Below are 26,590 nucleotides of genomic sequence, written 5' to 3'. Positions count from 1 at the left end.
CATCGATCTTGTTCCACGTGAAACATCAGGCTGCCGCTTCGCGCTGCGCCACCTCGCGCAGCGCGGCGAGCAGCGTCTCCGGCTCCTGGGCGCCGGTGACCGCGTACTTTCCGGCCAGCACGAAGGTCGGCACGCTGGAGACGCCGAGCTGGTGGGCGGTGCTCAGGTCGGCGGCGACCTCCCGGCGGCCCAGGTTCGACTCCAGGTACTGCCGCGCCTCGGTCTCGTCCAGCCCGGCCTCGCCGGCCAGCGTGACGAGCGCGTCGATCGAGCCGACGTCGACGCCGTCGTGGAAGTGCGCCCGGTAGAGCCGCTCGACCATCTCGGCGGAGCGCCCGTGCTCGGTGGCGAAACGCACCAGCCGGTGCGCGTCGAACGTGTTCGCGGCCACCGCCCGGTCGAACCGCAGGTCCAGGCCCGCGCCCGCGGCGACGCCCGTCACGTGCGCGGCCATGCCCTCGGCCTTGTCCCGCCCGCCGAACTTGTCGCCGAGCGCCTCCAGCAGCGGCTTCGGCTCGGTGACCGGAGTCGGGTCCAGCTGGAACGGCCGGAACCGGACGTTCACCTCGCCGTCGTACGACTCCAGGGCCTGTTCCAGCCGGCGCTTGCCGATCCAGCACCAGGGGCAGACCACGTCGGCGTAGATCTCGATGTCCATGACCAGCGACAACCCGCGGGTCAGGAGATCTGTTCCCGGACCTGGCGCTTGAGCCGGGCCAGGATGGCGGTGCCGCCGCGTACGCGCAGCGGGCTGATCGCCTGCGCCAGGCCCATCCGCTGGTAGAGGTCGTCCGGTACGGCGAGCACCTCCTCGGCGCTCGCCCCGGCCAGCCCTTCGGCGAGGATGCCGGCGAACGCCCGGGTGGTGGGCGCCTCCGGCGGGCAGTCGAACACAGTGCTCACGGTCTTGTCCGCGTTCACCTCGGCGCGCAGGAAGAACGCGGTCTGGCACTCGGGGACCTGCTCCAGTTCCTCCCGGTTCACACCCTCGGGCAGGGGCGGGATCACGTCCGCGAACTCCAGCAGCATCTCCAGAACGACGTCGCGGGGCGCGGCGGCGAACTCGTCGACGATCTCGGCCAGCTTGGTCGGCATCTCGGGCATGGGTCGAGGCTATCCGCCGCCGCGCGTCGCCACCCGGCGGTGCCGAGCGGGGCCCCGCCGCACGTGCGGAGCCCGCGCTCACACGTTCGGCGCGGCCTCGCTGATGTCGCTGAGCGCCGAGTGGGGGTCGAGCTGCATGGCGAGGTCACCGAGGGAGACGATGCCGACGAGCTTGCGGTCGCTGTCGCACACCAGCACCCGGCGGATGTTGCGCTCGCGCATCAGCGCCGCCGCCTCGTTCGCCGTGCAGTGCTGTTCGATCATCACCACCTCGCGGGTGATGATCGAGCCGATCGTGGTGGTGCCGGGGTCGGCACGCTCGGCCACCGCCCGGACCACGATGTCGCGGTCGGTCAGCATGCCGGCGAGCGTGGCGCCGTCGGTCACCACCACGTCGCCGATGTCCGACTCCTTCATCACCCGGGCCGCCTCGTCCAACGGGGTCTCCGCCGAGAGGTAGACCACCTGCCTGGTCATCACGTCACTGACGCGGAACATGAGAGCCTCCGAACGCTTTGGTCGATCCGTCTGCGGTACCCGGTGGCGCGCTCGCTACACCCCGTCGCGGCGCGTCGCGCCCGCCTCGTCGCGCAGGCGCTCCACGATGGCCTCCACCGGCAGCTCGGTGCGCTCGCCGGTGGCCCGGTCGCGCAGTTCCACGTACCCCTCGGCCAGGCGGCGGCCGACCACGACGGCGCGCGGGATGCCGATCAGCTCGGCGTCGGTGAACTTCACCCCGGCGGACACGTGCGTGCGGTCGTCGACCAGCACCCGCAGGCCGGCGGCGGCGAGGCGCCCGCCGAGGTCGAGCGCCGCGTCGAGCTGCGGCCCCTTCCCGGCGGCGATCAGGTGTACGTCGCACGGCGCGACCGCCGCGGGCCAGACCAGCCCCCGGTCGTCGTGGTGCTGCTCGGCCACTGCGGCGACCGCCCGGGACACGCCGATGCCGTAGCAGCCCATCGTGGGCCGGACCGGCTTGCCCTCGGGGCCGAGGACGTCGACCGCGAACGCGTCGGTGTACCGGCGTCCGAGCTGGAAGATGTGCCCGATCTCGATGCCCCGCCGGATGGTCAGCTCGCCGTCGGCGCAGGCCGGGCAGCTGTCGCCGGGCCGCACCTCGGCGGCCTCGATCGTGCCGTCCGGTACGAAGTCGCGCCCGCACACCACGTCGGTGGCGTGCCGGCCCGGCTCGTTCGCGCCGGTCAGCCAGGAGGTGCCGGGCACCACGCGGGGGTCGACCAGGTAGCGGATGCCGTGCTTGGCCAGGATCTGCGGGCCGATGTAGCCGCGGACCAGCTCCGAATGCGCGTCCCAGTCCTCGAAGACCGCCACCGTGGCCGGGGCGAGCACCGCCTCGACCCGCTTGAGGTCGACCTCGCGGTCACCGGGCAGGCCGATCACCAGCGGTTCGCCCTGTTCGGCGCCGGGCCGTCGGACGGTGAGGACCACGTTCTTCAACGTGTCGGCGGCGGTCCAGCCGGTGCGCCCGCCCAGCTCCCGGGCCTCGGCCAGCTCGACCAGTGCAGCGATGGTCGGCGTCTCCGGGGTGTCGTGCACCTCGGCGGGCGGGTACGCGTCGGGGTCGCCGGCGGCCGGGGCGCGGGTCACCACCGCCTCGGTGTTCGCCGCGTAGTCGCAGGCGGTGCAGCCGACGAACGTGTCCTCGCCGACCGGCGTGGCGGCCAGGAACTCCTCCGAGGCGGACCCACCCATCGCGCCGGACATCGCGTGGACAGTGGTGAAGTCCAGGCCGAGCCGGGTGAAGACGCGCTCGTAGGCGGCCCGGTGCCGGTCGTACGCCGCCTGGAGCCCGGCCTCGTCCAGGTCGAACGAGTAGGCGTCCTTCATCAGGAACTCGCGCCCGCGCAGCAGACCGGCCCGGGGCCGGGCCTCGTCGCGGAACTTGGTCTGGATCTGGAACAGCGTCACCGGGAAGTCCCGGTATGAGGTGAACAGGTCCTTCACCAGCAGCGCGGCCAGCTCCTCGTGGGTCGGCGCGAGCAGGTGCTCGGCGCCCTTGCGGTCGGCGAGCGTGAAGATGTCGTCCCCGTACTCGGTCCACCGCCCGCTGGTCCGGTACGGCTCGGCCGGGAGCAGCGCCGGGAAGTGCACCTCCTGGTCGCCGATTCCGGTCATCTCGTCCCGCACGATCGCGGTGATCCGGTCCAGCACGAGTTTGCCCAGCGGCAGCCAGGTGTAGCCGCCCGGCGCGGCCCGGCGGACGTAACCGGCGCGCAGCAGCAGCCGGTGGCTCGGAACCTCCGCGTCGGCCGGGTCCTCGCGCAGGGTCCGGAGCAGCAGGGTCGACATGCGCAGCAGCATTGGCGCAGCTTATGGCGCGAGCGGACGACCGGGCGATCCCTTTCCGCGCTCGTGTCGGATCGATCGTCGCCAGCTCGGCGAGGTGGCGGCATCCGACTGGTGTCGATACCGCCACCCCGCCGAGCTGGTGCGGACGGTCCAGCAAACGTCGCGGGGGTCGGGTAGGAATGCGGCATGGCTGAGCGACCGCTGATGAAGCTGACGACCACGGTGCTGGACGCGCCGTCCGCAGAGGACCTGGCCGCGTTCTACGAGCGGCTGCTCGGCTGGTCCCGTCGCGAGGACGAGTCCGACTGGGTGGTGCTGGCTCCGCCGGACGGCGGCACCTGGCTGGCCTTCCAGGACGAGCCGGCCTACGTGCGCCCGGTATGGCCCGCCGGGCCCGGCGACCCGCCGATGATGACCCACCTGGACATCAAGGTCGACGACCTGGAGGCCGCCTCGGCGTACGCGGTGTCGGTGGGCGCGACACTGGCCGACTTCCAGCCGCAGGACGACGTCCGGGTGCACCTCGACCCGGCCGGCCACCCGTTCTGCCTCTACCTGTGACGGGTGACCGGCTCCCACGGCCGGCTAGCTGACCTTGGTGCGGTAGATCGCCGTCGCGGCGGCGTAGGCGGCCAGGAGCAGGCCGGCGCACCAGGCGAGCGCGACCCAGACGTCGTTGCCGACGGGTTGCTGAGCGAAGAGCGCGCGGAGGGTGTTCACGATCGATGTCACCGGCTGGTTGTCGGCGAACCAGGCGACCGGGCCGGGCATCGAGTCGGTGGGGACGAACGCCGAGCTGATGAAGGGCAGGAAGATCAGCGGGTAGCTGAAGGCGCTCGCGCCGTCGACGGTCTTGGCGGACAGGCCCGCGATGACGGCGACCCAGGTCAGGGCGAGGGTGAACAGGATCAGGATGCCGGCTGCGGCGAGCCAGCCGACCACCGATGCGCCCGTCCGGAATCCCATGATCAGGGCGACGCCTGTGACGATCACGAGCGAGGCCAGGTTGGCGACGAGCGAGGTCAGGACATGCGCCCAGAGCACTGAGGGCCGCGGGATCGGCATCGACTGGAAGCGCTCGAAGATGCCGCCCTGCATGTCGAGGAACAGGCGGTACGCCGTGTAGGCGATGCCGGACGCGATCGTGATGAGGAGGATGCCCGGCAGCATGTAGTTGATGTACGACTCGCCGGATCCGGTGTTGATGGCTCCACCGAGCACGTACACGAAGAGCAGCATCAGCGCGACGGGGGTGACCGCCGTGGTGATGATGGTGTCCGGGCTGCGGAGGATGTGCCGCAGGGAACGGCCGGTGAGGGTTCCGGTGTCGCTGAGGACGTGGATGGTCATCGGGATTCCTCTCCTGCGGGCACGGCTGCCTTGTCGGCGGCCCTGGCGGTGTGGCCCACGAGGGCGAGGAAGACGTCCTCAAGGGTCGGCTGCTTCTCGACGTACTCGACCTTCGCGGTCGGGAGGAGCCGCTTCAGCTCGGCGAGAGTGCCGTTCTGGATGATCGTTCCCTCGTGCAGGATCGCGATCCGGTCGGCGAGTTGCTCGGCCTCGTCGAGGTACTGGGTGGTGAGCAGGATGGTGGTGCCGTCCTCGGCGAGCTGCCGCACTGTCCGCCAGACCTCGATGCGGGCCTGCGGGTCGAGGCCGGTGGTCGGCTCGTCGAGGAACACGACCGGCGGGTTGCCGACGAGACTCATCGCGATGTCCAGCCGCCGGCGCATGCCGCCCGAGTACGTCCCCGCCCGGCGGTTCCCCGCGTCGGTGAGCGAGAAACGGGCCAGCATGTCGTCGGCGACCGCACCCGGATTCCTCAGGTGGCGGAGCTTCGCGACCAGGACCAGGTTCTCCCGGCCGGTGAGCACTTCGTCGACGGCGGCGAACTGGCCGGTCAGGCTGATCGACTCGCGTACCGCGGCGGGAGCCGAAGCGACGTCGAAGCCGTGGACGGCCGCGGTGCCGGTGTCCGCCTTGAGCAGCGTCGACAGGATCCGCACGAGCGTGGTCTTTCCGGCGCCGTTCGAACCGAGCAGAGCGAAGATGCTCCCGGCCGTCACCTCGAAGTCGACGCCCCGCAGCACGTGCAGGTCCTTGTAGGACTTGGTGATGCCCCGAACCCGGATGGCGGGTTCGCGCGTCGCGGTGGTCATGAGTGTTCCTCCCCGCTGTTGCCGGCGGCGGCGTCGATCGCCTTCCGGAGGCGCTCGCGCTCCTTGTCCATCCACTGCCTCCCGGAGTACGCGGACACGAACGTCTCGGCGAACTCGACCGGGTCGTCACCGACGATCGCGCGGACGGGCGTGTTGTCGGCGACCGCGCGCTCCCAGAGGTCCACGGAGTCGCCGAGCATCGCGACGAGTGTGTTCCCGTCGACGATCCCGCCCTGGTACATGAAGTACCGCTGGAGCGCCTTGGCCGCGCTGCGATGGGGTTCCGGCAGGGCCTCCATGCGGGCCATGTGCCGCTTGTACTGCTTCTTCTGGTCGAGCGATCCGACGAGCGTCTCGATCCACTTCGCGGCCATGCTCATGCTCCTTGGTCGTGCCGGTCGTCGTTGTCACGAAGGTGGTCGATGCGTTCCGCGAGGACGCTCCACGTCCGCCAGAACTCGGCGAGCTGATCCCGCCCCTTTGCGTTGATCGAATACACCTTCCGCGGGGGCCCCTTCTCGGAGGGAACCTTCTCCACGTCCACGAAACCGCGTTGCTCGACGCGGACGAGCAGCGCGTAGATGGTGCCTTCCGCGATGTCCGAGAATCCGCGGTCGCGCAGCCAGGCGGTGATCTCGTAGCCGTACGCGGATCGCCGGGCCAGGATCGCCAGGACGATGCCTTCGAGGGTGCCCTTCAGCATCTCCGTCATCTGGTTGGCCATGTCCTCGTTCCCTCGCTATTGAGCGTCGCTGAGTACCAGTAGAAAGTAACACTAGGTACCGGTAGCTAGCAACGCTTAATACCGGGGATCCCGGAGAACCGCTTCCTCTACGTTCGGCGGATGACCACCACTCCTTCGGCTCGCGCCGTGAGCCAGTACGCGACGACGACGGGCAACCTGACCGCCCGCATGGCGCTGCACTCGTACGGCACCAACCCGCAGGACTGGTTCGCCTGGCTCGGCGAGCGGCTGCCGCTGTCCGGCGACGTGCTGGAGGTGGGCGCCGGCACCGGCGAGCTGTGGCGCCGGGTCGGCCGTCGCGGCCGACTCACCCTCACCGACTTCTCGCCCGCCATGTGCGCGCGGCTGCGCGAGGTGCCCGGCGCGCGGGTGCTGCGCTGCGACGCCACGCACCTGCCGTTCCGCACCGGCGTCGCCGACGCGGTGATCGCCAACAGCATGCTCTACCACCTGGACGATCCGGACGCCGCGCTGCGCGAGTTCGCCCGGGTGCTGCGCCCCGGCGGGCGGCTCGCCGTCGCCGTGAACGGCCGCGACCACATGGCCGAGCTGAACACGCTCGGCGCGGTGATCGGGCGCCCCGACCTGGCTGTCCGGTTCCACGACCGGAACGACGTGACCGCCGAGACGACACCGGCCCGGGTCGCCGCCCACTTCGACGACGTGACGGTCGAGCGCTACCCGGACGAGCTGGTGGTGCCCGCCGCGGAGCCGATCCTCGCGTACGTCGCCAGCATGATCGGGCCGCTGCCCGCCGCGCAGGAGGCGGCCGCCCGCGCCGCGATCGAGGCCCGCATCGACGCCGAGGGCGCCTTCCGGGTACGCAAGCACACAGTGCTGATCAGCTCGACGCGCGGCGCCCGCTGAGCCGGACGAAGGCACGCCAGGCGTCGGGCGTGAAGGTGAGCACCCGCCCCTACCCGCCGGACCACCCGGCCCACCTGCCGATCCGGCCGCTCTGGCTCTGCCGCGCCTGCGGCGGACCGTGGCCCTGCGCGCAGGCCCGCCTGCTGCTCAAGGTCGAGTACGCGGACCACCCCGTCGACCTGGCCGTCTACCTGTCCGGGCTCTACCACGAGGCCACCCACGACCTGTTCCGCCTCAACCCGCAGGACGGGCCGACCCCGCGCGAGCTGTTCGAGCGGTTCGTCGGCTGGGGCCCGTACCGGCGCAGCATCACCGATACGATGCCCGCGACATGACAGCGCCCGGGGACTTCGACCTGACGACGGACGAGCTGCGCGAGGTGGCGCGGTACGCGGTCCGGCACGCGGAGGACGTGCTCCCGGTCTACGAGCGGGCGGTTCCCGGTGACCCGCGTCCCCGCGCGGCTGTCGACGCGGCCTGGACGTTCGCGCGCGGCGCCGCCCGGACGAGACTCCAGCGGGTCACGTCCCTCGACGCGCACCGGGCCGCCCGGTCCGCGCCCACCGAGGCCGCGCGCCTGGCCGCCCGGGCCGCGGGTGACGCCGCCGCGGCCGCGTACCTGCACCCCATCGCGAAGGCCACCCAGGTCGGTCACATCCTGCGGGCGGCCGCCAACGCCGCGCGCGTCGCCGAACTGGAGGCCGGCGGCGACGAGGCCGTCGGGGATTCGCAGGTGGACCGGTCCCGACGGCTCGCCACGCCGGTGCTCGTCGACGTGCTCCGCCGCTATCCGCCGCTGACCGGCGGCGGCAGCCGGGTCGCCCGGCTGATGAGCACTCTGGACCACGACCTGCGCCAGGGCACCGCCGGGCCGGAGGCCGCGTCGTGATCCTGCCGAAGGTCCGCGATCCCCGGTTCACGACGATCCGCCGGGGCGGCACTCTCACCGACGAGCACCACCACCTGCTGGCGCTCTGGGCCGCCATCTGCGCCGAGCACGTCCTCGGCCTGTTCGAGGCGGTCCGGCCGGAGGACAGCCGCCCACGCGAGGCGATCGAGCACGCCCGGGCCTGGGTGCGGGGCGAGGTCAGGATGATGGAGGCGCGTGCGGCGGGCGGTCACGCCATGGGTGCGGCCCGGGACCTGCGCGGGGCGGCACGCAACGCCGCGTACGCCGCCGGTCAGGCCGCCGTCGTGGCCCACGTGGCCGCCCACGAACTCGGTGCCGCCGCGTACGCGATCAAGGCGGTACGCGCGGCGGCGCCCGCCGGTCTCGCCGAGGCGGCCGGGCGCGACGAGTGCCGGTGGCAGCGCGACCAGCTCCCGGCGGAGATCCGCGACCTGGTCCTGGACGACCAGCGCCTGCGCAACGACATCTGCTGGTCGGTCTTCGACTGCTGACGCCCGGCCGAGGGCTGTCGAGAAAGAGTCACCGGCGGCGGCAACCATGGCGTGCACAGGTGGCGTCTCGGAAGGCGTCACGCTGATGTACCACCTGACCCCAAGGACCGGCTCGTGTGGACCCTCTCCTGAATGAGTTCGACCTGTTCGTCCGAACTCGTACCCCCGCGTTACTGCGATCCGCCTACCTGCTGACCGGCGACCAGCATCTGGCCGAGGATCTCGTCCAGTCCGCCCTCGCCCGTACCCACCGTGCCTGGAACCGGTTGCACGAGACCGGCAACGCGGAGGCGTACACCCGGAAGACCATGTACCACCTGCAGGTCTCCTGGTGGCGGCGCCGCCGGGTGGCCGAGTCGATGCCGGGCGACATGCCCGAGCCGCGCGGAGGCGACTCGGCCCCCGACCACGCCCAGCAGACCACGCTCCGGCTGGCTCTCCGGGCCGCGCTGGCCCGGCTGTCCGCCAAGCAACGGGCCGTGCTGGTCCTGCGGTTCTTCGAGGACCGCACCGAAGCCGAGGCCGCCGACCTGCTCGGCGTGACCGTCGGCACCGTCAAGAGCCAGACCTCCAAGGCGCTGGCGAAGCTGCGCAGCGTGGCCCCGGAGCTCGCCGAGCTGTACGTCACGGAAGGAACCGCCCGATGAACCAGGACCGACTGCGCTTCGACCTGGCCGACCTGGCCGAGGAGGTCACCCCGGTCGACCTGCGGGACCGGGCGCTGCGTACCTCGCGGCGGCTCGGCATCCAGCGGGCCGTCGCCACCTCCGCCGCCGCGCTCGTGGTGCTGGCCGCCGCGACCGGGACGGCGCTGGCGATCCGGCCGAACAGCCAGGCGCCCGCACCGGCCGGCCCGTCGGTCACAGTCACCGCCCCGCCGGTCGAGCCGTCCCGTACGCCCTCCCCCGACGCGAGCACCGCCACCGGCCAGTCGCAGTCGGCGCTCGCCGGTACCCGCTACTACCTGGAGCAGACGTCCACCCGATCGCGGATCCACGAGGTCCGCGGCACGCGGGACCGGGTGGTCCACGAGGTCGTCCACGAGGCCGCCTCTCGCTGCGAGTCCAACACCGTCAGCGTCTCGCCGGACGGCAAGCGGGTGGTCTGGGTGCAGGACAGCACCGACAACGCGAGCGGGGTGCTGCTGATCGCCACCGTCGGAGACAAGGGGGCGACGACCCTCGCGGAGGGGATCAGTTGTTTCGGCGCCCGCCCGATGCGGTGGAAGGGCGACGACCGGCTGATGGTGCAGCGGAAGAACGGCCAGTCCGTGCTCTACGACGTGGTGGCCAACAAGCAGGTCGTCGGCGACCCGGGCCAGGAGACCAAACGCTGCTGGTCCGCCGACGGCACCTGGCTGGCCGCCGAGTCGGACGGCAAACCCTACGTCTCGGACACCACCGACCTGCGGCAGTACACCTACACCCCTCCCCAGCAGGAGGCCGCGAAGTGGGACGGCTGGGAGGCCCGCAGCGTGTCCACCGACGGCCGCTACGTGGCAGTGGGCTGGATCGGCACCGACCCGTCCCGCCGGGACGGCAGCTTCGCGGTCGTCGACACCAGGACCAGCAAGGTGGTCGACCTGCCCGGCACGGGCGAGGTACGGAGCATCCTGTTCAGCGCCGACGGCACGGTGCTGCTGCGGCGCGGCACCGGCATCACGGTCCTCGACCGTGAGTTCAAGCCACTCGGCACGGTGACCGAGCCGGCACCGACCCGGAACCGGGCACTGCTGGCGTACGTGCCCTGAGCCGCCTCAGACAACCCCTACAGGCCCCTGGCGCTTCGTGCGCCGGGGGCCTGTCCGCGTCCGCCGACCCGGGGCCGAAGTTCTTTCGATCAGGCGGCAACCATGCAGATCGAAACCGACGTCTGGGAGTGCATCAGAGACGCGCACCAACCAACCCCCGAGGATCGAATCGTGAACGTCATCGTCACCAGCGCCCGCGGACTACGTACCGTCGCCGCCCTCGCCGCCGCCGCGTTCGTCGCCGTGGGCGTGAGCGCCTGCGGCGACGGCGGGTCCACGCCGACCGCCCCCGCAGCCGGGCAGTCGTCCGCCGCCGCACCGTCGTCCGCCGCCCCGAGCCCGTCGGACGCCTCCTCCGCCGCACTGCCCGGCACCCGGTACTACCTGTCGTTCGGCGAGCAGGCCGCGGAGGTGCACGTCGTCAAGGGCGGCACCGACCGGGTGAGCGCCAGCGTCCCGTACGGCGGCGGCGACTGCGTCCGGAACACCATCACCATCTCGCCGTACGGCGAGCGGCTGGCCTGGGTGGAGGGAGCGGCCGGAGCGGAGGCCGGCAAGCTCGTGACCACCCGGATCGACGGCAGCGACCGGGCCACCATCGCGACGGAGCCGCCCTTCTCCGGCAAGGCGCCCTGCGACGGCGGCGACCCGCTCGTGTGGAACACCAACGACCGGGTGCTGGTGCAGCAGGACGGCCACATGGCGCTCATCGACCTGAGCAGCCGCAAGCCCGCCGACGGCGACGCCGGCAACGAGACTCTGAAGTGGTGGACGCCGGACGGCCGCAACTGGGCCGCCGTCTCCGAGGGGCGGCCGTACGCGACGACCGACCCGAAGGTGACGTTCTACCGCTACACGCCGCCGACGGCCCAGGCGGCCCGCTACGACGGCTGGCGGGTCCGCAGCGTCTCGGCGGACGGCCGGTACGTGGCCGTCGGCTGGATCAACAAGGACGAGACCCGCAACGACGGGAGCTTCGCGGTGGTCGACACCAGGACCAGCAAGGTGGTCGACCTGCCCGGCACGGGCGAGGTGCGGAGCATCCTGTTCAGCACCGACGGCACGGTGCTGGTCCGGCGCGACAACGGCATCAGCGTTCTGGACAAGCGTTTCCAGCCGGTCGGGACGGTGACCGAGCCGGCCGGGCTGAGCGGGGCGCTGCTGCTGGCTTACGTGCCTGCCTGACGAAAGGCGACGCGGGGCGGGTCACCGACGGGTGGCCCGCCCCGTGTCTTTTCAGCGCAGCACGGTGATCGCCGCATCCGCTGTGACGTGCTTCCACGGCACCAGCACCACTGTGCCGTCTCGCTCCAGCACCTTCGCGTCGCTGCCCTCGGTGCCGGCCGACAGCGGCGCCTCGGCCACGACGCTCACCTCCCCGGTGGCCGGGTCGATCCGGACCAGCCGCGGGGCGAGGTCCCGCCGGTCGCCCACCTCCCACGCCAGCACGCCCTGCTCGTCGAGGCGGACGAGTTCCACCTCGCTGTCGGTGTGCCCGGCCGACACCCAGCGCCGATTCCCGGTGGCCAGGTCGATCGCCACCACCTGGTTGGCTTGGCGCATCTTGCCGCCGACGTTCGTCGCCTCGGTGGGCAGGTAGAGCGTGTCCGCGTCGGCCAGGTACGGCCGGATCCCCGGCCCGCTCACCGTGTTGGAACGGTTGACCGGCAGGTCGCTGAACCGCGTACCGTCGACGGGGTTGCCGAACGTGGCCCGCGCCTTGCCGGCGGCGTCGCGCGCGACGAACGTCTCGGTGCTCAGACCGGGCAGGCTGACCAGCGGGTCGACGCTCAGCACCCCGGCGCTCTGCTGCGCTGCGGGCAGTTTCTGCTGCCAGCGCGGCTTGCCGGTGGCCGGGTCCAGACCGAGCAGCGCGCCCCGGTCGCCGTCGCAGAGCGCGGTCACAACGGCCTGGTCCCCGGCGGCCTGCGCGTCGGTCAGGCGGCAGTCGCGGCCCGGCAGCAGCCGGTCGGCGTCGGTCTGCCACAGCCGCTTGCCGTCGGCCAGCGAGTAGCCGAGGACGTTCTCGCCGCTGCGGACGACCACCTGCCCGGCGGTCACCGACAGGTCCGGGTCCGGGGCGACGATCTCGGACCGGCCCGTCCGGCGTTCGACGGGGAACGTCGCCCGCCACGTCTGCGTGCCGGCGGCAGCGTCGAAGCCGACGATCGTGTCGCACGAGTCGGCGGAACCGAGCGCCACCACACCCCGCCCCTCGGCGAGCGTCTGCGCGGCCGCGCACAGCGAGGTCGCCTGGGGCGCGGGCACGCCCCACGCCTGGGCGCCGTCGTCGAGCCGGTAGGCGATGACGCCGTCCGGCTGGGCCCGGACCACCGCGTCGCCGACCAGCCAGGCGCCGAACATGTCCTGCCCGTCGTACGTCTTCAGCCCGTTGCGCTGCCGCTCCGGGAAGTCGAGCACCCAGGCGGTACGCAGCTTCCTCCCGTCGTCGTCATCGCCGCCGACCAGCCGGGACACGCCGTAGGCGGTGCCGGCCGCGACCGCGAGCACGGCCACCAGGCCACCGGCGACGAGCAACGCCACGCGTCCGCGCCGCTTCGGCGCCGCCGGCGGCGCACCGGCCGGACCCGGCCATCCCGCCGGCGGGTACGCGGGCGGCGGCTGCTGGTGCTGGTACGTCATTCGTCGTCTCCGTTCCCGGTCAGCGCGCCTGCGCGCGGACGTAGGCGGCCCAGCCGGCCTGGAACTCGTCGAGCGACACGCCCAGCACGTCCCGGGCGGCGCGGTCGGTCGGGGTGCCGCCGTAGACGGCCTCGACGAAGCGAAACAGCTTCACCTCGCCGTGCTTCTCGGCGAGGTGGTTCATCGCGGCGTGCCCGAGCCAGTAGTGGAAGCTCAGCCGGTCGGGGTCGTCCCACTCGCCGTTGCCGGGCAGCGTGCCGTTCCACCCGCCGCGGACCAGCTGCCGGGCCTGCGCGGTGCGCTCGCTGGCACCGAGCGGGCGGCCGTGGAACGCGATGTACTCGGCGAAGCCCTCGACCACCCACTCGTCGAGCTTGCTGAACGCGTCCACAGCGGTCAGGTCGGTGCGGGGCGTCATCAGGGAGTGCGCCACCTCGTGCCGCAACACCATGCGGGCGTCGTTGTCGCCGCTGGTACGGCTGAAGTAACGGTCGCGGGTGTCCACCACGATGCGGGTGCCGCCGATCGTGGCCTTGCCGTCCTTGCGCTCGGCCGCGACCAGGCCCAGCGAGAAGCCCGCCTCGGTGGCCTTCTCGGTGCCGATCCGGTAGAGCGAGGTCATCTCGTCCTTGCCGTCGGCGAGCGTGATGACGAAGCCGCTCGGCACCGGGCCGGGCGGCCCGCTGGCCCGCCACACGGCCAGGCCGTTCGTGACCGCCACATCGGCGGCCGGGGCGTACCGCTTCGCCACGCCGGCCCGGGCGGCGTCGGCGATGAGCAGGGCGTGCGGGGTCCGCTCGACGTGGATCTCCCGCCACTTGTCCCACGGACCGGGGTAGTGGACGGTCTTCGAGCCACCGTTCCCGGCGGCCGGAGCGCCGGTCACAGCGGTGACCCGGATCGGCGCGTCCTTGCCGGTGCGGACGATCGTCCAGCGGTACCACTCGGTGACCGGGGCCAGGTCGAAGCCGTCGAGCTGGTGCACGAACGAGACGTCGAGCTGGAACGTGACGCCCTGCCCGAAGGCGTCGCCGGCGCGGCCCTGCCGCTCGATGGTCTCGTAGCGGGCCACCGACAGCGGCAGCTTCCCCAGGTTGCGGAACAGCTGGGTCTGCCCGGCGATCAGCTCCTTACGGGCCGGGTCGAACGCGGCCAGGTAGCCGTCCAGGTCCTTCGCCGCCAGCGCCTTGCTGTGCCGGTCGAGCAGGGCGGTCAGCTCGGCGTTCGTGACGGTGACGCCGTTCGCGCCGGCTGCCGCCTTCGGCGCCGGGCCCTCCTCGTCGTCGCCGCGCAGGCCCAGCCCGACGCCGACCGCCGTGCCGGCGCAGAGCGCAAGCGCGAGCGCACCCGCCGCGAGCCCGATCCAGAGCCCTCGGCGGGACTTCGGCGTCGCAGGCGGCGGCCCCCACGGTCCCGGCTGCGCGGGCGGCGGTGCTGCGGCGTACCGGGGGTCGGCGTTGCCGGGCGGTGGCCAGCCCGCCGGTGGGTGCCCCTGCGTCATGTGGTTCCTCGCTCGTGCCGTGTGCGGGACCGGCCGGACGGTTTCGCCCGGCCGGATGACGGCAGACATCATCCCCGGTCCGGACGACGGATTCTGCCCCGCCGGACGTGTCGGACGGATTTGTCCCCTCGGGTGGCTGTCGTGAACAGGACGTCGAGACATCCGCCACGTCCGGCGTCCAGGGTCAGCGGGACCGGTCCGCGCGGTGACAGACTGTGCGACGCACTTCTGCCGGGACGTCTGAGGGAGGCGCCGTGCGCTGGCGCAGCTACGTGGCGGTGGGCGACAGCTTCACCGAGGGCATGGACGACGCGTATCCGGACGGCAGCTACCGGGGCTGGGCCGATCTGGTCGCCACCCGCCTCGCCGCCGAGGCCGGGCCCGACTTCGGGTACGCCAACCTGGCCATCCGCGGCCGGCTGTTCCCCAACGTGGTGGCCGAGCAGGTGCCGTCCGCGCTGGCCATGAAGCCCGACCTGATCAGCTTCGCGGCCGGCGGCAACGACGTGCTGCGCCGCAGCTTCGACCCGGACTCGTTCGTCCCCCGCTTCGACTCGGTCGTGCAGCGGCTGCGGTCCGGCGGCAGCGACGTGGTGCTGTTCCGGTTCGCCGACGTGATGGCCCGGCTGCCCGGCCAGCGGCTGGTGGCCCCCCGGGTCGCGCTGCTCAACCGTGCGGTCGGCGAGGTGGCCGAGCGGCACGGCGCGATCCTGGTCGACCTGTACGCCGACGACACCTACCTCAACCCGCTGCTCTGGAGCACCGACCGGCTGCACCTGTCGGCCGCCGGCCACCGCCGGGTCGCCGCCCAGGTGCTCACCGCGCTCGGCATCGGCTGCGAGGAGGAGTGGTTGATGGTGCCGCCGCATCCGGCGCCCAGCCCGTGGCTCGCCGCGCGCGCCGCCGACCTGCGCTGGGCCGGCCGGCACCTGGCGCCGTGGATCAAGCGCCGGCTGACCGGGCGGTCCTCCGGCGACTTCGTCACCGCCAAGCGGCCGGTGCTCGGGCCGGTCGAGCGCGACTGAGCGTGCGTACCGTCCACGCCGCCGACCTGCTGCGGCTGACACCCGACGACCCACCCCGCACCGGGCTCGCCGTCGTGGTCGCCGGTGACCGGGTCGAGGCGATAGTGCCCACGGCCGAGCTGTCCGGCGCGTACCCCGGGGTGCGGGTGCGGCGGTGGGCCGGCACGCTCGGGCCGGCGCTCGTGCACGACGGCCCGCTGCCGCCGGCGCCCACGCCCCGCGAGCGGGTGCACGCGCTGTTCCGGCTCGGCGTGGCCGCCGTGCTCGACGAACACGTCACCGACCCGGCGCTGCGTTCCGCCGCGGCCCGCAACGAGGTGGCGGTGCTGCCCGCCGCCCGGCCGCCCGCGCTGGTGACCGGCGGGCGCGCCGACCTCGCCGTGTTCGACGCGGACGGCTCCTGCCTGGCGACAGTGGTCGCCGGCCGCCTGGTGCACCGCCGCGCCTGACCGGCACCGCACCGCGCTGATCCGGCGTACCTTGGGGATCATGCCTGTGCCGAGCGATCCGCATCCCCACCTCCAGTCGTACGCCGACCCGCAGCGCCTGGTCACCACCGAGTGGCTGGCCGAGCACCTGGGCGACGAAGGGCTCGTGGTGGTCGAGTCCGACGAGGACGTGCTCCTCTACGACACCGGCCACATCCCCGGCGCCGTCAAGGTCGACTGGCACACCGAACTCAACGACCAGGTCACCCGCGACTACCTGGACGCCGCGAGCTTCGCCGAGCTGTGCGCGGCCAAGGGCATCGGGCGGGACGACACAGTCGTCTTCTACGGCGACAACTTCAACTGGTGGGCCGCGTACGCCCTCTGGGTCTTCTCCCTCTTCGGTCACCAGGACGTACGGCTGCTCGACGGCGGCCGGCAGAAGTGGATCGCCGAGGGGCGGGAGCTGACCCGGGACAAGGTGAGCCGGCCCCGCGCCTCGTACCCGGTGCCGGAGCGCAACGACGCGCCGATCCGCGCGTACCGGGAGCAGGTCATGGCGCACGTGGCGGCCGGGCGGCCGCTGGTGGACGTGCGTTCGCCCGGCGAGTACACCGGCGAGATGCTGCACATGCCGGACTACCCGCAGGAGGGCGCGCTGCGTGGCGGGCACATCCCGGGCGCGGTGAGCAAGCCGTGGAAGTCCGCCGCGAACGACGACGGCACGTTCAAGTCCGCCGACGAGCTGCGCGCCATCTACGGCGACCAGCTCGGGCTGAGCCCGTCCGACGACGTGGTCGCGTACTGCCGGATCGGCGAGCGGTCCAGCCACACCTGGTTCGTGCTGCACCACCTGCTCGGGTTCCCGCAGGTGCGCAACTACGACGGCTCGTGGACCGAGTGGGGCAACCTGGTCCGGGCCCCCGTCGTGAAGGGCGACCAGCCCGGCGGCCTGACCCGCTGAGCGTCCCGGCCGGTCCCGCCGTCACCGCGGCGGGACCGGCCGGTTCCGCTGTTACGCCGGTCCGGCCGCCTTCCGGACCGGTCAGCGGGCGGTTATCGACAGCCGGCCGGGGACGTTGCTCGCCACCCAGTCGACGGCGCCGGTCTCCGGCCGCCACCGGGCCAGCCCGGCGTCGTAGCGGAGCAGCACCGCGCCGTCGGCGGTCCAGCCGTACACCTCGCAGCACCCCTTGGTCCGGCCCTCGCGCCCGAGGTCGAGCAGGCGGGTCACCGCGCCGGTGCGGGCGTCCAGCACCGCCACGCCCTCGGCGCCGCTCATCGTGCCGGCGGCGCCCGCGGTGGTGGTCCACCCGGCCTGGGCGATCCGGTCGCCGCGCTGCCAGCCCCGCCCGTAGACCTCGTTCAGCTGGTAGCCGGGGGGAAGCTCCCCGGCGGTCACCGGCCGCCGCTCCGGCGCGCCACCGGAGGCGGGGAACCGGCGTACGGCCAGGCCGCCGTCCCCGGACCAGCCGCCGACTGTGAACAGGTCACCGGACCGGGCCGGCTCGGGCACGACGAGCGTCCACGGGTCGACCGCGAGCTTCCGCGCCGCCCCGGTGCGCCGGTCCAGCTCGTACGTGGTGTCGTTGTCCCCGACCAGCAGCCGGTCCCCGGCCCAGAGCACGTGTTCCAGGTAGCCGGTGAGCGGATACCGGCGGACCGCGCCGTCGGTCAGGCCGACCACGACCACCTCACCGGTCTGCGCGAACGCGGCGGTCCGGCCGTCCGGCGACAGGCTGCCCGGCTTCAGTGGAGTGGCCTCGTTGCCCTCGGCGTCGCGGGTGGGCGCGAGCGTCACCACGTCGAGTCCCCGGACCATGCCGTCGTCACCCAGCACCCGGACCGGACCGGCGTCGCCGGTCTCCGGGTCGACCGGCTGGTACAGCGCCAGCGCCCGGCTCACCGGGCGGTCGGAGAGGGCGAAGGCGACCCGGTCGCCGAGCCGGCCCAGCGGGTCGCCCGCCTCGCCGAGCCGGTCCGGGGGCCGCTGCACCACAGGCGCGCTCGGTGCCGCCGTCACAGGCGGGCGGGGCGGTGCGGCCGGTGGCGGGCCGGAGCGGTGCAGGAGCGCGGTCGTACCGCCGCCGAGCAGGACCACGGCGACGGCCGCGACGCCGGCGGCCCGGCGGGCGCGGCGGACCCGTCCGGCCCGCTCCCATCCTGCCTCGGCCGGCCGGGTCGGCCGGATCTCCTCGGCGGCCCGGGTCAGCAGCCGGGTCAGCTCGGGTTCGCTCACGGGTTCGCCTCCATCCCGGTCACCAGGCCGTCTCCGGACGTGCCGGGGGCGGGTACGACGTCGCGCAGCTTGCGCAGCGCGTCGTGGCACTGGCTCTTGACGGTGCCGACGGTGACGCCGAGCGCCTCGGCGGTGGCGACCTCGGTCAGGTCCTCGAAGTAGCGCAGCACCACGACGGCCCGCTGACGTGGCGGCAGCCGGTCCAGCGCGGCGCGCACGGTGAGCCGCAGCGCCGCGTCGGCGTCGGCACCCGGCCGGTCCGGTGGGTACGCGCTGAGCCACTCCCGGCGTCGGCGCCGCCACCAGGAGACGGCGTCGCGGTAGAGGATGGCGCGCACGTACGCGGCCGGGTCGCCGTCGCGCACCGACGGCCAGCGCAGCGCCAGCTTGAGCAGCGCGTCCTGGAGCAGATCCTCGGCCTGGTGGCGGTTCCCGCAGATCAGGTACGCGGCGCGCAGCAGCCGGTGCTGGTGCGACTCGACGAAGGCGAGGTAGTCCGCCCGCCCGTCGTCCGCGTCACGCCCCATCCGGCTCCTCCCTCCGTCACCCGCCAGACGCGCGGGACGGGGGCAAAGGTTGGGTCAGGTAGCGCTGAATCGTCGGGCCGACCCAGTCGGCCAGTTCCTCGGGGTCGAGGTCCACCACGGGTGGCAGCCGGACGACGTACCGGGTGAGCGCGAGACCGAGGATCTGACTGGCCACCAGACCGGCCCGGCGGTCGGCGGTCGCCGGGTCGGCACCGGATCGGGCCACCGCGGTGGCGAGCTGGCCGGCGAAGATCCCGCGCATGCGTTCGGCCGCGCCGGGGTTGGTGGCGGCGGCCCGGAGCAGGGCGACGAGTGCCCCGTCCGCCTCCCAGCGGCGTACGAAGTGCCGGGTCAGTGTCTCGCCGAGCCGGTCCGGCGGCACCTCGGCCAGGTCGGGCAGGCGCAGGTCGAACTCGGCCGCCGCGGCGAACAGCCCCTCCTTGCTGCCGTAGTAGCGCATCACCATCGACGGGTCGATGCGGGCGTCGGCGGCGATGGCCCGGATGGTGGCCCGGTCGTAGCCGTCGGCGGCGAAGCGTTCCCGGGCGGCACGCAGGATGGCCGCCCGGGTGGCGTCCGAGCGGCGGGTGCGGGTGGCGGGTTCGGTCACGTCCACGACTGTATGCCAACGCGTGTTGACATCGGCTCTACAGTGAAGTCAACAAGCGTTGGCAAACAGTTGTTGACCGAGCCCGGAGGTGGAAGCGATGCTGCCCGAACGCACCGACGTCCTCGTGGTGGGAGCCGGGCCGACCGGCCTGGCCGTGGCGGTCACGCTCGCCCGGCACGGGGTGACCGCTACTGTCGTCGACCGGCTCGCCGAGCCGCCGGTCACCTCGCGCGCCGCGGTCGTGCACGCCGGCACCCTGGAGGTGCTGGACCGGATCGGGGTCGCCGCGCCGCTGGCCGCGCGAGGGCTGCACTCGGCCCGGTTCAGCGTCCGCGACCGGGACCGGGTGCTGGTCACCGTCCCCTTCGACAGGTTGCCGTCGCGCTACCCGTACGCCCTGCTGATCTCCCAGGCCGAGACCGAGGCGGTGCTCACCGACCAGCTCACCGCGCTCGGCGGGCGCGTGCTGCGGCCGTACGAGATGACCGGCCTGGACCTCGACGGCGACGGCGCCGTCGCCCGCTTCGACGGCGGCCGCGCGGTCCGGGCACGCTGGGTCGTCGGCGCGGACGGGATGCACAGCCGGGTCCGCGAGCTGGCCGGCATCGGCTTCGGCGGCCCGGCCGACCCCCGGGAGTCGTTCCTGCTCGCCGACGTCCACGTGGACAGCGCGCTCCCGCGCGACCAGGTGAGCCTCTTCCTGTCCCGCCGGGGCCCGCTGGTCTGGGCGCCGCTGCCCGACGGCACGGTCCGGCTGGTCGCCACTGTGGACGACGCGCCGCGCGACCCGCAGGCGCACCACTTCCAGGCGCTGCTGGACGAGCGCGGTCCGGCGCGCCGGCCGGACCGGGTCACCGGCATGGCGTGGGCGTCCCGGTTCCGGATCCACCACCGGATCGCGAGCACCTACCGGTCCGGGCCGGTGCTGCTCGCCGGGGACTCCGCGCACGTGCACAGCCCGGCCGGTGGGCAGGGGATGAACCTCGGCCTGCGCGACGCGGTCGCCCTCGGCGACGCGCTCGCCGCCGGCCCGCAGGCCCTCGACGGGTACGCCGCCGACCGTCGCCCCCGCGCCGAGGAGGTGCTCGGTTTCGCCGCCGGGCTGACCCGGCTCGCCGCCGCACCGCCGGCCGTGCGACCGCTGCGGAATCTGCTGCTCCGGACGGTCTCCACGCTCCCGCCGGTCCGTCACCGGATCGCCGTTCGCCTGGCCGGCTTCGAGCCCGCGCGGCCCGGTGGCTGACCCGCGGGGCGGGTGATCAGTGCGGTGGCGCGGCGGGCGGGCCGGTGCGCGCTCGGAAGGTCACCCAGACGGCGGCCGTGACCAGGGCGAAGACCGCGGCGGCCGCCCAGGGGACAGGCGTCAGGCCGAACGCCTGGGCGGCGAGACCGGCCAGCACCGCGCCGGCCGGTGCGGCGGCCAACCCGGCCACCCGCTGTGCCGCGCCCACCCGGCCGAGCAGATCCGGGGGTACGTGCCGCTGCCCGTACGCCGCCCGCAGGCTGTTCCAGATCGTGGAGCCGGCGGTGAACCCGGCCATCGCGAGGCCGCCGGTCAGCGGGTGCCGGGCCAGCGCGAACCCGGCCAGCGCCAGCGTCTGACCGAGCAGCACGACACGCAGCGTGGGCAGCGTGCCGAAGCGGGCGGCCAGCCGTCCGGCGAACAGCGCGCCGCCCAGCCCGCCCGCGATCGCGCCGGCCGCGAACAGCCCGTACGCCGCCTCCGGCACCCGAAGCACGGCCAGCGCATAGAGCACGAGCACCGAGGCCAGCCCTCCGATGGCCAGATTCGACCCGGCCGTCCCGACTGTCAGCGCCCAGAGAACCCGATCCCGTCGAAGAAACCGAATCCCCTCCCAAACCCCGCCCTTGTCCTCGTTGATCTTGCGGTTGTGGCCCCTCGACCGTCCTTTTTGCGCGGCTTTGCCGGGGCGGAAAGTGCAAGATCGGCGGGGAGTCGGGGCGGGGATAGCGAGGATGAGGACGGCGGCCAGGGCGAAGGTCAGGGCGTCGGCGGTGAACGGGAGTGCGGGGGAGACGGCGAAGAGGACACCGGCCAAGGGGGCGCCGACGAATCCCCCCGCGACCGCGGTTCCGGCCTGGAGGCGGGCGTTGGCGCCCGCCAGCCCTTCGGGCGGCACCACAGTGGGCAGCAGCGCGTACGCGGACGCGTCGAAGAGCGTGCCCAGCAGGGCGAGCAGCGAGGCGACGACGACCAGCGTGGCGATCCCGGCGTGCCCGGTCGCCACGGACCAGGCCAGCGCCGCCACCACCACGGCCCGCCCCCCGTCCACCACCGCCATCGTCCGCCGCCGGTCCCACCGGTCCGCGTACACGCCGCTGAGCAGGCCGAACAGCAGCGGCGGAAGGAGCCCGGCCACTGTCACCGCGGCTACCGCGCGAGGGTCGCGGGTGAGCGTGGCGGCCAGCAGGGCCAGAGCCGGCGTACGCAGGGAGTCCCCCACCTGCGAGCAGACGGCGGCGGACCAGAGCAGCCGGTAGTCGCGGCCCGGGACGGCGGTGATCGTCATGCCGGGAGACGGTGTGCCCTGCACCCGGTGGAAGGTCAAGCCGCCGGGGTGAAACGGGACGGACACTGTCGGCGCTGACCGGTACGGTGAGCGCCGAAAATCCGAACCGGGAGCGCGATTGGACCGCACCTTCCAGGTGGACCTCCGTGGCGTGGTCGACCTGCTCAGTCATCACCTCTACGGCAGTCCGCGGGTCTACGTGCGCGAGCTGCTCCAGAACGCCGTCGACGCGATCACCGCGCGCCGGTCCACCGAGCCGAAAGCCCCGGCCCGGGTCCGCATCGAGCCGCCGGAGCTGACCGGCGACGGGACGCTGCGCGTGCACGACACCGGCATCGGCCTGACCGAGGCGCAGGTGCATGAACTGCTCGCCACCATCGGCCGCAGCTCCAAGCGCGACGAGCTGGGCTTCTCCCGGCACGAGTTCCTCGGCCAGTTCGGCATCGGCCTGCTCTCCTGCTTCCTGGTGGCGGACGAGATCCGGGTGGTCACCCGGCACGCCGACGAGCCCACAGTGCTCTGGACGGGCTGGTCCGACGGGCGGTACGCGGTACGGCTCGCCGAGCCGGACCAGGCCCGGGACGAGCCCGGCACCACAGTCACGCTGGTGCCCCGGCGCGACGCCGACCAGTGGCTCGGCGTACCCACTGTCACCGAGCTGGCCCGCCTCTACGGCGGCCTGCTGCCGGTCGACGTGCGGGTCGGTGACACGCCGACCACCGCCGGCCCGCCGCCGTGGCCGACCACGCCCGGTGCGCCGGTGGACCGGGCCGCCCTCCAGCGGTACGCGCAGGAGCTGCTCGGGTTCGTCCCGTTCGACGTGGTGCCGCTGTCGGTGCCCGAGGCCGGCCTGACCGGCGTGGCGTTCATCCTGCCCGCCGCGGTGAACCCGGCCGCCCGGGCCGGGCACCGGGTCTACCTCAAGCGGATGCTGCTCAGCGAGCACGCCGACGGGCTGCTGCCCGAGTGGGCCTTCTTCGCCCACTGCGTGGTCGACGCCAGTGAGCTGCGGCCCACCGCCAGCCGCGAGGCGCTCTACGAGGACGCGCTTCTCACCTCCGTCCGGGAGGCGCTCGGCGACCAGATCCGCGGCTGGCTGGTCCGCCTCGCCAAGCACGACCCGCGCCGGCTCGGCGAGTTCCTCCAGGTGCACCACCTCGGCGTCAAGGCGCTCGCGATGCACGACGACGAGATGCTGCGGCTGGTCGACCAGTGGTGGCCGATGGACACCAACGTCGGCACGATGACGCTCGCCGAGTTCCGGCAGCGGCACGGCGTGCTCCGGTACGCCGCCAGCCTGGACGAGTTCCGCCAGCTCGCCGCCGTGGCCGCCGCGCAGGACGTGGCAGTGGTCAACGGCGGCTACACGTACGACACCGAGCTGATCGAGCGGCTGCCCACAGTGGACCGGTCGGTGCTGATCGAGCGGCTGGAGCCGAGCGACCTGACCACCCGGTTCGAGATCCTCGACCCGGCGACCGAACTGGCCCTGCGGCCGTTCCTCACCGCCGCGCAGCGGGCCCTGGAACGGCTCGGCTGTGAGGTCGTGATCCGGGCGTACGACCCGGTCTCGCTGCCGGCGCTCTACCTGGTGTCCCGGTCGGCCGCGTTCCACGACCAGCTCGCCGCCAGCCGGGACAGGGCCGACGAGCTGTGGGGCGGCGTGCTCGACGCGCTCGCCGCCTCAGCGCCGCCGGACCGCCCGCAACTGGTGCTCAACCACCGCAACCCGCTGGTCCGCCGGGTCACCACGCTCGCCGACCCGGAGCTGGTCGGGCTGGCCGTCGAGGCGCTCTACGGGCAGGCCCTGCTGCTCGGGCACCACCCGATCCGGGCGGCCGACGCCGCACTGCTGAACAGTTCCTTCCTCGGCCTGCTCGGCCGGGCCGTACCGGGAGAGACCCGTGACTGACGACGACCTCTGGCGGATGCACCACGAGATCGAATCCATGCCGTACGGGCCGGGGCAGATCGCCGCGCTGGAGCAGTTGCTGCGCCGCGCCGACGCGGGCGACGACAGGCACCTCGCCTTCGCCGCCCGGGTCACCGGCACCACCGCGTACGTCTACGGCGGCGAACCGGCGAAGTCCTTCGTCACGTTCTCCTGGTGCCTGGCCGAGTACGACAAGGATCCGCAGCCCTACCACCAGCGCTACACGCACCAGCTGCTCTGGTTCTTCAAGTACATGGTCAACGCCATGGTGAAGTTCCCGGAGCTGCCGCTGGACCGGACGTACGCGGTGCTCGACGACATGGAACGGCGCTACCGCGACTCCGGGCACTCGCTCCAGGCGGTCTACAAGCACCGCTACCTGGTGGCCGCGCACCTGGGCGACGACGAGGCGGCGGAGCAGTGGTACCGCAAGTGGATGACCACCCCGCGCGACACGCTCTCCGACTGCGCCGGCTGCGACCCGACCACGCAGGTCGCGCACCTGGTGCGGCACGGCCGCCACGAGGAGGCGGTGGCGCTGGCCGAGCCGGTGCTCGCCGGGCGGCTCACCTGTAGCGAGCAGCCGCAGGGGATCCTCACCGCGCTGCTCACGCCCTACCGCGAGACCGGCCGCACCGACGCGGCGCGGGACGCGCACCGGGAGGCGTACCGGCGGGTGCGCGGGCACCTCGCCGACCTGTGGGACATCGCCGACCACGTCGAGTTCTGCACCGTGACCGGCAACGAGGCCCGCGCCCTGGAACTGGTCGAGCGCCACCTGGACTGGCTGGACCGCGCGCCCACCCCTGCCGCCGCGATGCACTTCGCGGCCGCCGCCTCGGCCGCGCTGCGTCAGGTGCCGGCCGAGCTGACTGTGCACCGCCGCGCCTCCGGCGAGCGGCCGGCCGCCGATGTGCCGGCGGGTGCGCTCGCCGACGAGCTGGCCGGTACGGCGACCGCGCTGGCCGAGCGGTTCGACGCGCGCAACGGCACCACGCACCAGTCCGGCCTGATCGCCCGCAAGCTGGCGGCCGGGCCGGTCGGCGAGCACCTGCCGCTCTCCGCGAGCCTGCGCCGCCCGGCGGTGCCCGCCCCGCGTACCGGCTCGGACGCGCCGGTGGCCTCTCCGCAGCCGGTGACGGTGCCCGCCGACGCCGGTGCCGACGAGCTGCTCGCGCTGGCCGAGGAGTGCTGGCGCACCAACCGCCGGGACGGCCTGGTCGCCGCGTTGCACGCGTACGACGAGCGGTTCGGTGACGCCGACGTGCCCGCGACCACCCGCGCCTGGCGGCTGGAGCTGCGGGCCGGTGAGCTGTCCCAGGACGACGACGGCGTGCCGGTGGCGATCGAGGTCAACCGCGAGGCGCTCGCCGCGTGGCGGGAGGTGCCGGACCCGCTGCGCGCCCAGGTGGTGGCCGGGCGGCTCGGTGTGCTGCTCAGCATGGTCGAGGAGAGCGCGGACGAGGGGATGGCCCTGGCCCGGGAGTCGGCCGGCTACCTGACCGAGCACGGCGAGCCGCGTGACCGGGCCGCCGGCTGGGACCGGCTGGCCTTGGCCCACGTGCACCGCGAGCAGTGGGCGGAGGCGCTCGACGCGCTCGACCGGGCCGAGGCGGAGGCGGACGCCGATCCGTGGCTGGCCGGTCGGGTCGCGCTGCACCGTACGCACGTGCTGGAGCAGTTGGAGCGGGCCGAGGAGTTCCGGGACGCGGCGGCGCGGTCCCGCCGGCTGGCGAGTGAGCTGGGCGACGCCGAGATGCTCACCGGCGCCTGCCTGGCGTACGCCCGCGCCACCGACGACCCGGCCGACGCGGTGGCCGCGTGCGAGGAGGCGCTGTCGGTCGCCCCGGCCGGCGCCCACCTGCCGCTGCGGGTCACCCGGGGACGGGCGCTGATGGCCGCCGACCGGGCCGGCGAGGCGGTGGAGGATCTGGCCGAGGCGGTCACTCTCTGCGTCGAGCAGGGGCTGGAGGGCGACGCGCTGCTGCGCTGGGAGCTGGCCGAGGCGTACCGGGTGGCCGGTCGGCTGGCCGAGGCCGCCGAGGTGGCCGAGGAGGCGGTGCTCGGGCTCGACCGGGCCGGCGCGCAGGCCGAGGCGGACCGGTGCCGGCACATGCTGGCGGGCATCTACGCCGGCCTCGGCGAGACGGATCTGGCGCTCACGGTGCTCGACACGCTGGCCGAGAACCTGGACGGGCCGGACAATCTCCCCCACCGGGCGCAGGTGCTGGAGGAGTCCGGTGGCCTGCTCTACGACGCCGACCGGGACGCCCTGGCCGCGCAGCGGTTCGCGGCGGCAGCGACCGCCTGGCGGCTGGCCGGCTTCCAGGTGGACGAGCTGCGGGCCCGGCGGCGGGAACTGCTCGCCCTGCACTGGTCCGGCGACCTGCCGGCCGCGGTCGCAGCGATCGAGCGGGTGGACGAGGCAGCGGCCGCGCTCCCGGCCGAGGCCGACGAGGCGCCGGTGGTCACGTACGAGCGGGCGATGGCCGCCGACGCGGTGGCCCGGGTGCTGATCGGCGAGGACCGCCTCACCGCCGCGCTGGACCGGGTGGACGGGGTGCCGGAGCGCCTCCGGTCGATCGAGGCGTTCGGCGAGGCGGCGCAGGTCGAGGTGCTGACCGGCGAGCTGCTGCTGCGCGACGGGCGGCCGGAGCAGGCCGAAGGGCTGCTGCGCCCGGTCCTGGGCGGGCTGCCCAGCGGTTCCCGTCCCGCCACGCAGGCCGCCTGGCTGCTCGCCCGCGCGCTCGACGAGCAGGGCCGGGAGGCCGAGGCGTCGAAGGTCCGCGCCGACCACGGCATCGAGGAGGACTGACA

The 26,590-nt window shown here is 73.7% G+C and carries 28 protein-coding genes; 14 read left to right on the top strand and 14 right to left on the bottom strand.

The genetic code is table 11. The features are described 5' to 3' along the window. Positions 1-25: 25 nt before the first annotated feature. The 4 genes from FB455_RS17715 to FB455_RS17700 all read right to left on the bottom strand — a co-directional run bounded on the left by FB455_RS17715 (position 26) and on the right by FB455_RS17700 (position 3,426). On the bottom strand, positions 26-658 hold the full coding sequence (locus FB455_RS17715) for a DsbA family oxidoreductase (RefSeq protein ID WP_013283254.1): 633 nt from the start codon (positions 656-658) through the stop codon (positions 26-28). A 20-nt stretch (positions 659-678) separates the two neighbouring features. Continuing rightward, the gene (locus FB455_RS17710) at positions 679-1,104 is read right to left on the bottom strand and encodes a SufE family protein (RefSeq protein WP_013283255.1); all 426 of its coding nucleotides are present in this window, start codon (positions 1,102-1,104) and stop codon (positions 679-681) included. Positions 1,105-1,182: 78 nt separating this feature from the next. Beyond that, positions 1,183-1,602, bottom strand: a complete 420-nt coding sequence (locus FB455_RS17705) for a CBS domain-containing protein (protein WP_013283256.1) — start codon at positions 1,600-1,602, stop codon at positions 1,183-1,185. A 54-nt stretch (positions 1,603-1,656) separates the two neighbouring features. Continuing rightward, positions 1,657-3,426 carry a proline--tRNA ligase gene (locus tag FB455_RS17700; protein ID WP_145754140.1) on the bottom strand — a complete coding sequence of 590 codons (1,770 nt, stop codon included), beginning with the start codon at positions 3,424-3,426 and terminating at the stop codon, positions 1,657-1,659. 174 nt (positions 3,427-3,600) lie between these two features. On the opposite strand from FB455_RS17700, the gene FB455_RS17695 reads away from it, so the two are divergent. Further along, complete coding sequence (locus tag FB455_RS17695) at positions 3,601-3,975, top strand: VOC family protein (protein ID WP_013283258.1); 375 nt, start codon at positions 3,601-3,603, stop codon at positions 3,973-3,975. A gap of 24 nt (positions 3,976-3,999) precedes the next feature. Here FB455_RS17695 and FB455_RS17690 read toward each other — a convergent pair whose 3' ends face one another. From FB455_RS17690 to FB455_RS17675, 4 genes are read right to left on the bottom strand one after another with little or no spacing between them, the layout of a single operon-like run. Continuing rightward, on the bottom strand, positions 4,000-4,764 hold the full coding sequence (locus FB455_RS17690; protein WP_145754138.1) for an ABC transporter permease: 765 nt from the start codon (positions 4,762-4,764) through the stop codon (positions 4,000-4,002). After that, complete coding sequence (locus FB455_RS17685) at positions 4,761-5,573, bottom strand: ATP-binding cassette domain-containing protein (RefSeq protein WP_145754135.1); 813 nt, start codon at positions 5,571-5,573, stop codon at positions 4,761-4,763. Before FB455_RS17685 ends, FB455_RS17690 begins: the two co-directional genes overlap by 4 nt. Beyond that, positions 5,570-5,947: a DUF1048 domain-containing protein gene (locus FB455_RS17680; protein ID WP_013283261.1), complete on the bottom strand. Its 378-nt coding sequence runs from the start codon at positions 5,945-5,947 to the stop codon at positions 5,570-5,572. The genes FB455_RS17685 and FB455_RS17680 overlap by 4 nt, the downstream gene beginning before the upstream one ends. A gap of 2 nt (positions 5,948-5,949) precedes the next feature. After that, the gene (locus tag FB455_RS17675) at positions 5,950-6,297 is read right to left on the bottom strand and encodes a PadR family transcriptional regulator (RefSeq protein ID WP_145754133.1); all 348 of its coding nucleotides are present in this window, start codon (positions 6,295-6,297) and stop codon (positions 5,950-5,952) included. Positions 6,298-6,417: 120 nt separating this feature from the next. On the opposite strand from FB455_RS17675, the gene FB455_RS17670 reads away from it, so the two are divergent. The 7 genes from FB455_RS17670 (at position 6,418) to FB455_RS17635 (ending at position 11,521) form a co-directional block, all read left to right on the top strand. Then, on the top strand, positions 6,418-7,185 hold the full coding sequence (locus tag FB455_RS17670; protein WP_030269597.1) for a class I SAM-dependent methyltransferase: 768 nt from the start codon (positions 6,418-6,420) through the stop codon (positions 7,183-7,185). A 29-nt stretch (positions 7,186-7,214) separates the two neighbouring features. Then, a complete protein-coding gene (locus FB455_RS17660) occupies positions 7,215-7,520 on the top strand; it encodes a hypothetical protein (RefSeq protein ID WP_036310341.1) in 306 nt (101 codons plus the stop codon). After that, positions 7,517-8,074: a putative immunity protein gene (locus FB455_RS17655; protein WP_030269600.1), complete on the top strand. Its 558-nt coding sequence runs from the start codon at positions 7,517-7,519 to the stop codon at positions 8,072-8,074. Before FB455_RS17660 ends, FB455_RS17655 begins: the two co-directional genes overlap by 4 nt. Next, on the top strand, positions 8,071-8,586 hold the full coding sequence (locus FB455_RS17650; protein WP_145754129.1) for a putative immunity protein: 516 nt from the start codon (positions 8,071-8,073) through the stop codon (positions 8,584-8,586). The genes FB455_RS17655 and FB455_RS17650 overlap by 4 nt, the downstream gene beginning before the upstream one ends. Positions 8,587-8,702: 116 nt before the next feature. Further along, a complete protein-coding gene (locus FB455_RS17645; protein ID WP_071097305.1) occupies positions 8,703-9,233 on the top strand; it encodes a SigE family RNA polymerase sigma factor in 531 nt (176 codons plus the stop codon). After that, the gene (locus FB455_RS17640) at positions 9,230-10,336 is read left to right on the top strand and encodes a TolB-like translocation protein (protein ID WP_013283270.1); all 1,107 of its coding nucleotides are present in this window, start codon (positions 9,230-9,232) and stop codon (positions 10,334-10,336) included. The genes FB455_RS17645 and FB455_RS17640 overlap by 4 nt, the downstream gene beginning before the upstream one ends. Positions 10,337-10,507: 171 nt before the next feature. Beyond that, positions 10,508-11,521: a hypothetical protein gene (locus FB455_RS17635; protein WP_255368169.1), complete on the top strand. Its 1,014-nt coding sequence runs from the start codon at positions 10,508-10,510 to the stop codon at positions 11,519-11,521. A gap of 51 nt (positions 11,522-11,572) precedes the next feature. On the opposite strand, the gene FB455_RS17630 is transcribed toward FB455_RS17635, so the two are convergent. Together FB455_RS17630 and FB455_RS17625 are read right to left on the bottom strand one after the other, a co-directional pair. Beyond that, positions 11,573-12,979, bottom strand: a complete 1,407-nt coding sequence (locus FB455_RS17630; protein ID WP_145754126.1) for an outer membrane protein assembly factor BamB family protein — start codon at positions 12,977-12,979, stop codon at positions 11,573-11,575. A gap of 19 nt (positions 12,980-12,998) precedes the next feature. Further along, the gene (locus FB455_RS17625) at positions 12,999-14,480 is read right to left on the bottom strand and encodes a hypothetical protein (protein WP_071097298.1); all 1,482 of its coding nucleotides are present in this window, start codon (positions 14,478-14,480) and stop codon (positions 12,999-13,001) included. 254 nt (positions 14,481-14,734) lie between these two features. On the opposite strand from FB455_RS17625, the gene FB455_RS17620 reads away from it, so the two are divergent. The 3 genes from FB455_RS17620 to FB455_RS17610 are packed head-to-tail and all read left to right on the top strand — an operon-like array spanning position 14,735 to position 16,897. Beyond that, the gene (locus tag FB455_RS17620; RefSeq protein WP_013473339.1) at positions 14,735-15,505 is read left to right on the top strand and encodes an SGNH/GDSL hydrolase family protein; all 771 of its coding nucleotides are present in this window, start codon (positions 14,735-14,737) and stop codon (positions 15,503-15,505) included. A gap of 2 nt (positions 15,506-15,507) precedes the next feature. After that, the gene (locus FB455_RS17615; RefSeq protein ID WP_013283275.1) at positions 15,508-15,954 is read left to right on the top strand and encodes a hypothetical protein; all 447 of its coding nucleotides are present in this window, start codon (positions 15,508-15,510) and stop codon (positions 15,952-15,954) included. Between the two features lie 40 nt (positions 15,955-15,994). Then, positions 15,995-16,897, top strand: a complete 903-nt coding sequence (locus FB455_RS17610; protein WP_013283276.1) for a sulfurtransferase — start codon at positions 15,995-15,997, stop codon at positions 16,895-16,897. A gap of 81 nt (positions 16,898-16,978) precedes the next feature. Here FB455_RS17610 and FB455_RS17605 read toward each other — a convergent pair whose 3' ends face one another. Genes FB455_RS17605 through FB455_RS17595 form a run of 3 tightly spaced genes read right to left on the bottom strand, consistent with a single transcriptional unit; the run spans position 16,979 to position 19,315 of the window. Further along, complete coding sequence (locus FB455_RS17605) at positions 16,979-18,172, bottom strand: hypothetical protein (RefSeq protein WP_145754124.1); 1,194 nt, start codon at positions 18,170-18,172, stop codon at positions 16,979-16,981. After that, a complete protein-coding gene (locus FB455_RS17600; RefSeq protein ID WP_013283278.1) occupies positions 18,169-18,699 on the bottom strand; it encodes a SigE family RNA polymerase sigma factor in 531 nt (176 codons plus the stop codon). The genes FB455_RS17605 and FB455_RS17600 overlap by 4 nt, the downstream gene beginning before the upstream one ends. Positions 18,700-18,715: 16 nt before the next feature. Then, positions 18,716-19,315, bottom strand: a complete 600-nt coding sequence (locus FB455_RS17595; RefSeq protein ID WP_145754121.1) for a TetR/AcrR family transcriptional regulator — start codon at positions 19,313-19,315, stop codon at positions 18,716-18,718. A 91-nt stretch (positions 19,316-19,406) separates the two neighbouring features. Here FB455_RS17595 and FB455_RS17590 point away from each other — a divergent pair, with 91 nt between their 5' ends. Then, positions 19,407-20,552 (top strand): FAD-dependent monooxygenase, encoded by a 1,146-nt coding sequence (locus tag FB455_RS17590; protein WP_145754118.1) that lies wholly within the window; start codon positions 19,407-19,409, stop codon positions 20,550-20,552. Between the two features lie 16 nt (positions 20,553-20,568). Here the strand turns inward: FB455_RS17590 and FB455_RS17585 are convergent, their stop codons facing one another. After that, positions 20,569-21,840: an MFS transporter gene (locus tag FB455_RS17585; protein ID WP_145754116.1), complete on the bottom strand. Its 1,272-nt coding sequence runs from the start codon at positions 21,838-21,840 to the stop codon at positions 20,569-20,571. 118 nt (positions 21,841-21,958) lie between these two features. On the opposite strand from FB455_RS17585, the gene FB455_RS17580 reads away from it, so the two are divergent. Next, complete coding sequence (locus FB455_RS17580; protein WP_013473347.1) at positions 21,959-23,752, top strand: HSP90 family protein; 1,794 nt, start codon at positions 21,959-21,961, stop codon at positions 23,750-23,752. Continuing rightward, positions 23,745-26,588, top strand: a complete 2,844-nt coding sequence (locus FB455_RS17575; protein WP_145754114.1) for a hypothetical protein — start codon at positions 23,745-23,747, stop codon at positions 26,586-26,588. Before FB455_RS17580 ends, FB455_RS17575 begins: the two co-directional genes overlap by 8 nt. Positions 26,589-26,590: the final 2 nt, after the last annotated feature.

This window comes from Micromonospora sp. CNZ296 (assembly GCF_007827635.1).
Note: the sequence above shows the minus strand (reverse complement) of the source record. Positions and strands in the feature narration are given on the sequence as shown.

Coding starts and splice junctions, on each gene's coding strand:
- FB455_RS17630 (WP_145754126.1), bottom strand. CDS start 12,979: ATGACGTACCAGCACCAGCAGCCGCCGCCCGCGTACCCGCCGGCGGGA.
- FB455_RS17610 (WP_013283276.1), top strand. CDS start 15,995: ATGCCTGTGCCGAGCGATCCGCATCCCCACCTCCAGTCGTACGCCGAC.
- FB455_RS17690 (WP_145754138.1), bottom strand. CDS start 4,764: ATGACCATCCACGTCCTCAGCGACACCGGAACCCTCACCGGCCGTTCC.
- FB455_RS17680 (WP_013283261.1), bottom strand. CDS start 5,947: ATGGCCGCGAAGTGGATCGAGACGCTCGTCGGATCGCTCGACCAGAAG.
- FB455_RS17640 (WP_013283270.1), top strand. CDS start 9,230: ATGAACCAGGACCGACTGCGCTTCGACCTGGCCGACCTGGCCGAGGAG.
- FB455_RS17675 (WP_145754133.1), bottom strand. CDS start 6,297: ATGGCCAACCAGATGACGGAGATGCTGAAGGGCACCCTCGAAGGCATC.
- FB455_RS17655 (WP_030269600.1), top strand. CDS start 7,517: ATGACAGCGCCCGGGGACTTCGACCTGACGACGGACGAGCTGCGCGAG.
- FB455_RS17710 (WP_013283255.1), bottom strand. CDS start 1,104: ATGCCCGAGATGCCGACCAAGCTGGCCGAGATCGTCGACGAGTTCGCC.
- FB455_RS17705 (WP_013283256.1), bottom strand. CDS start 1,602: ATGTTCCGCGTCAGTGACGTGATGACCAGGCAGGTGGTCTACCTCTCG.
- FB455_RS17685 (WP_145754135.1), bottom strand. CDS start 5,573: ATGACCACCGCGACGCGCGAACCCGCCATCCGGGTTCGGGGCATCACC.
- FB455_RS17715 (WP_013283254.1), bottom strand. CDS start 658: ATGGACATCGAGATCTACGCCGACGTGGTCTGCCCCTGGTGCTGGATC.
- FB455_RS17600 (WP_013283278.1), bottom strand. CDS start 18,699: ATGGGGCGTGACGCGGACGACGGGCGGGCGGACTACCTCGCCTTCGTC.
- FB455_RS17670 (WP_030269597.1), top strand. CDS start 6,418: ATGACCACCACTCCTTCGGCTCGCGCCGTGAGCCAGTACGCGACGACG.
- FB455_RS17695 (WP_013283258.1), top strand. CDS start 3,601: ATGGCTGAGCGACCGCTGATGAAGCTGACGACCACGGTGCTGGACGCG.
- FB455_RS17590 (WP_145754118.1), top strand. CDS start 19,407: ATGCTGCCCGAACGCACCGACGTCCTCGTGGTGGGAGCCGGGCCGACC.
- FB455_RS17625 (WP_071097298.1), bottom strand. CDS start 14,480: ATGACGCAGGGGCACCCACCGGCGGGCTGGCCACCGCCCGGCAACGCC.
- FB455_RS17585 (WP_145754116.1), bottom strand. CDS start 21,840: ATGACGATCACCGCCGTCCCGGGCCGCGACTACCGGCTGCTCTGGTCC.
- FB455_RS17700 (WP_145754140.1), bottom strand. CDS start 3,426: ATGCTGCTGCGCATGTCGACCCTGCTGCTCCGGACCCTGCGCGAGGAC.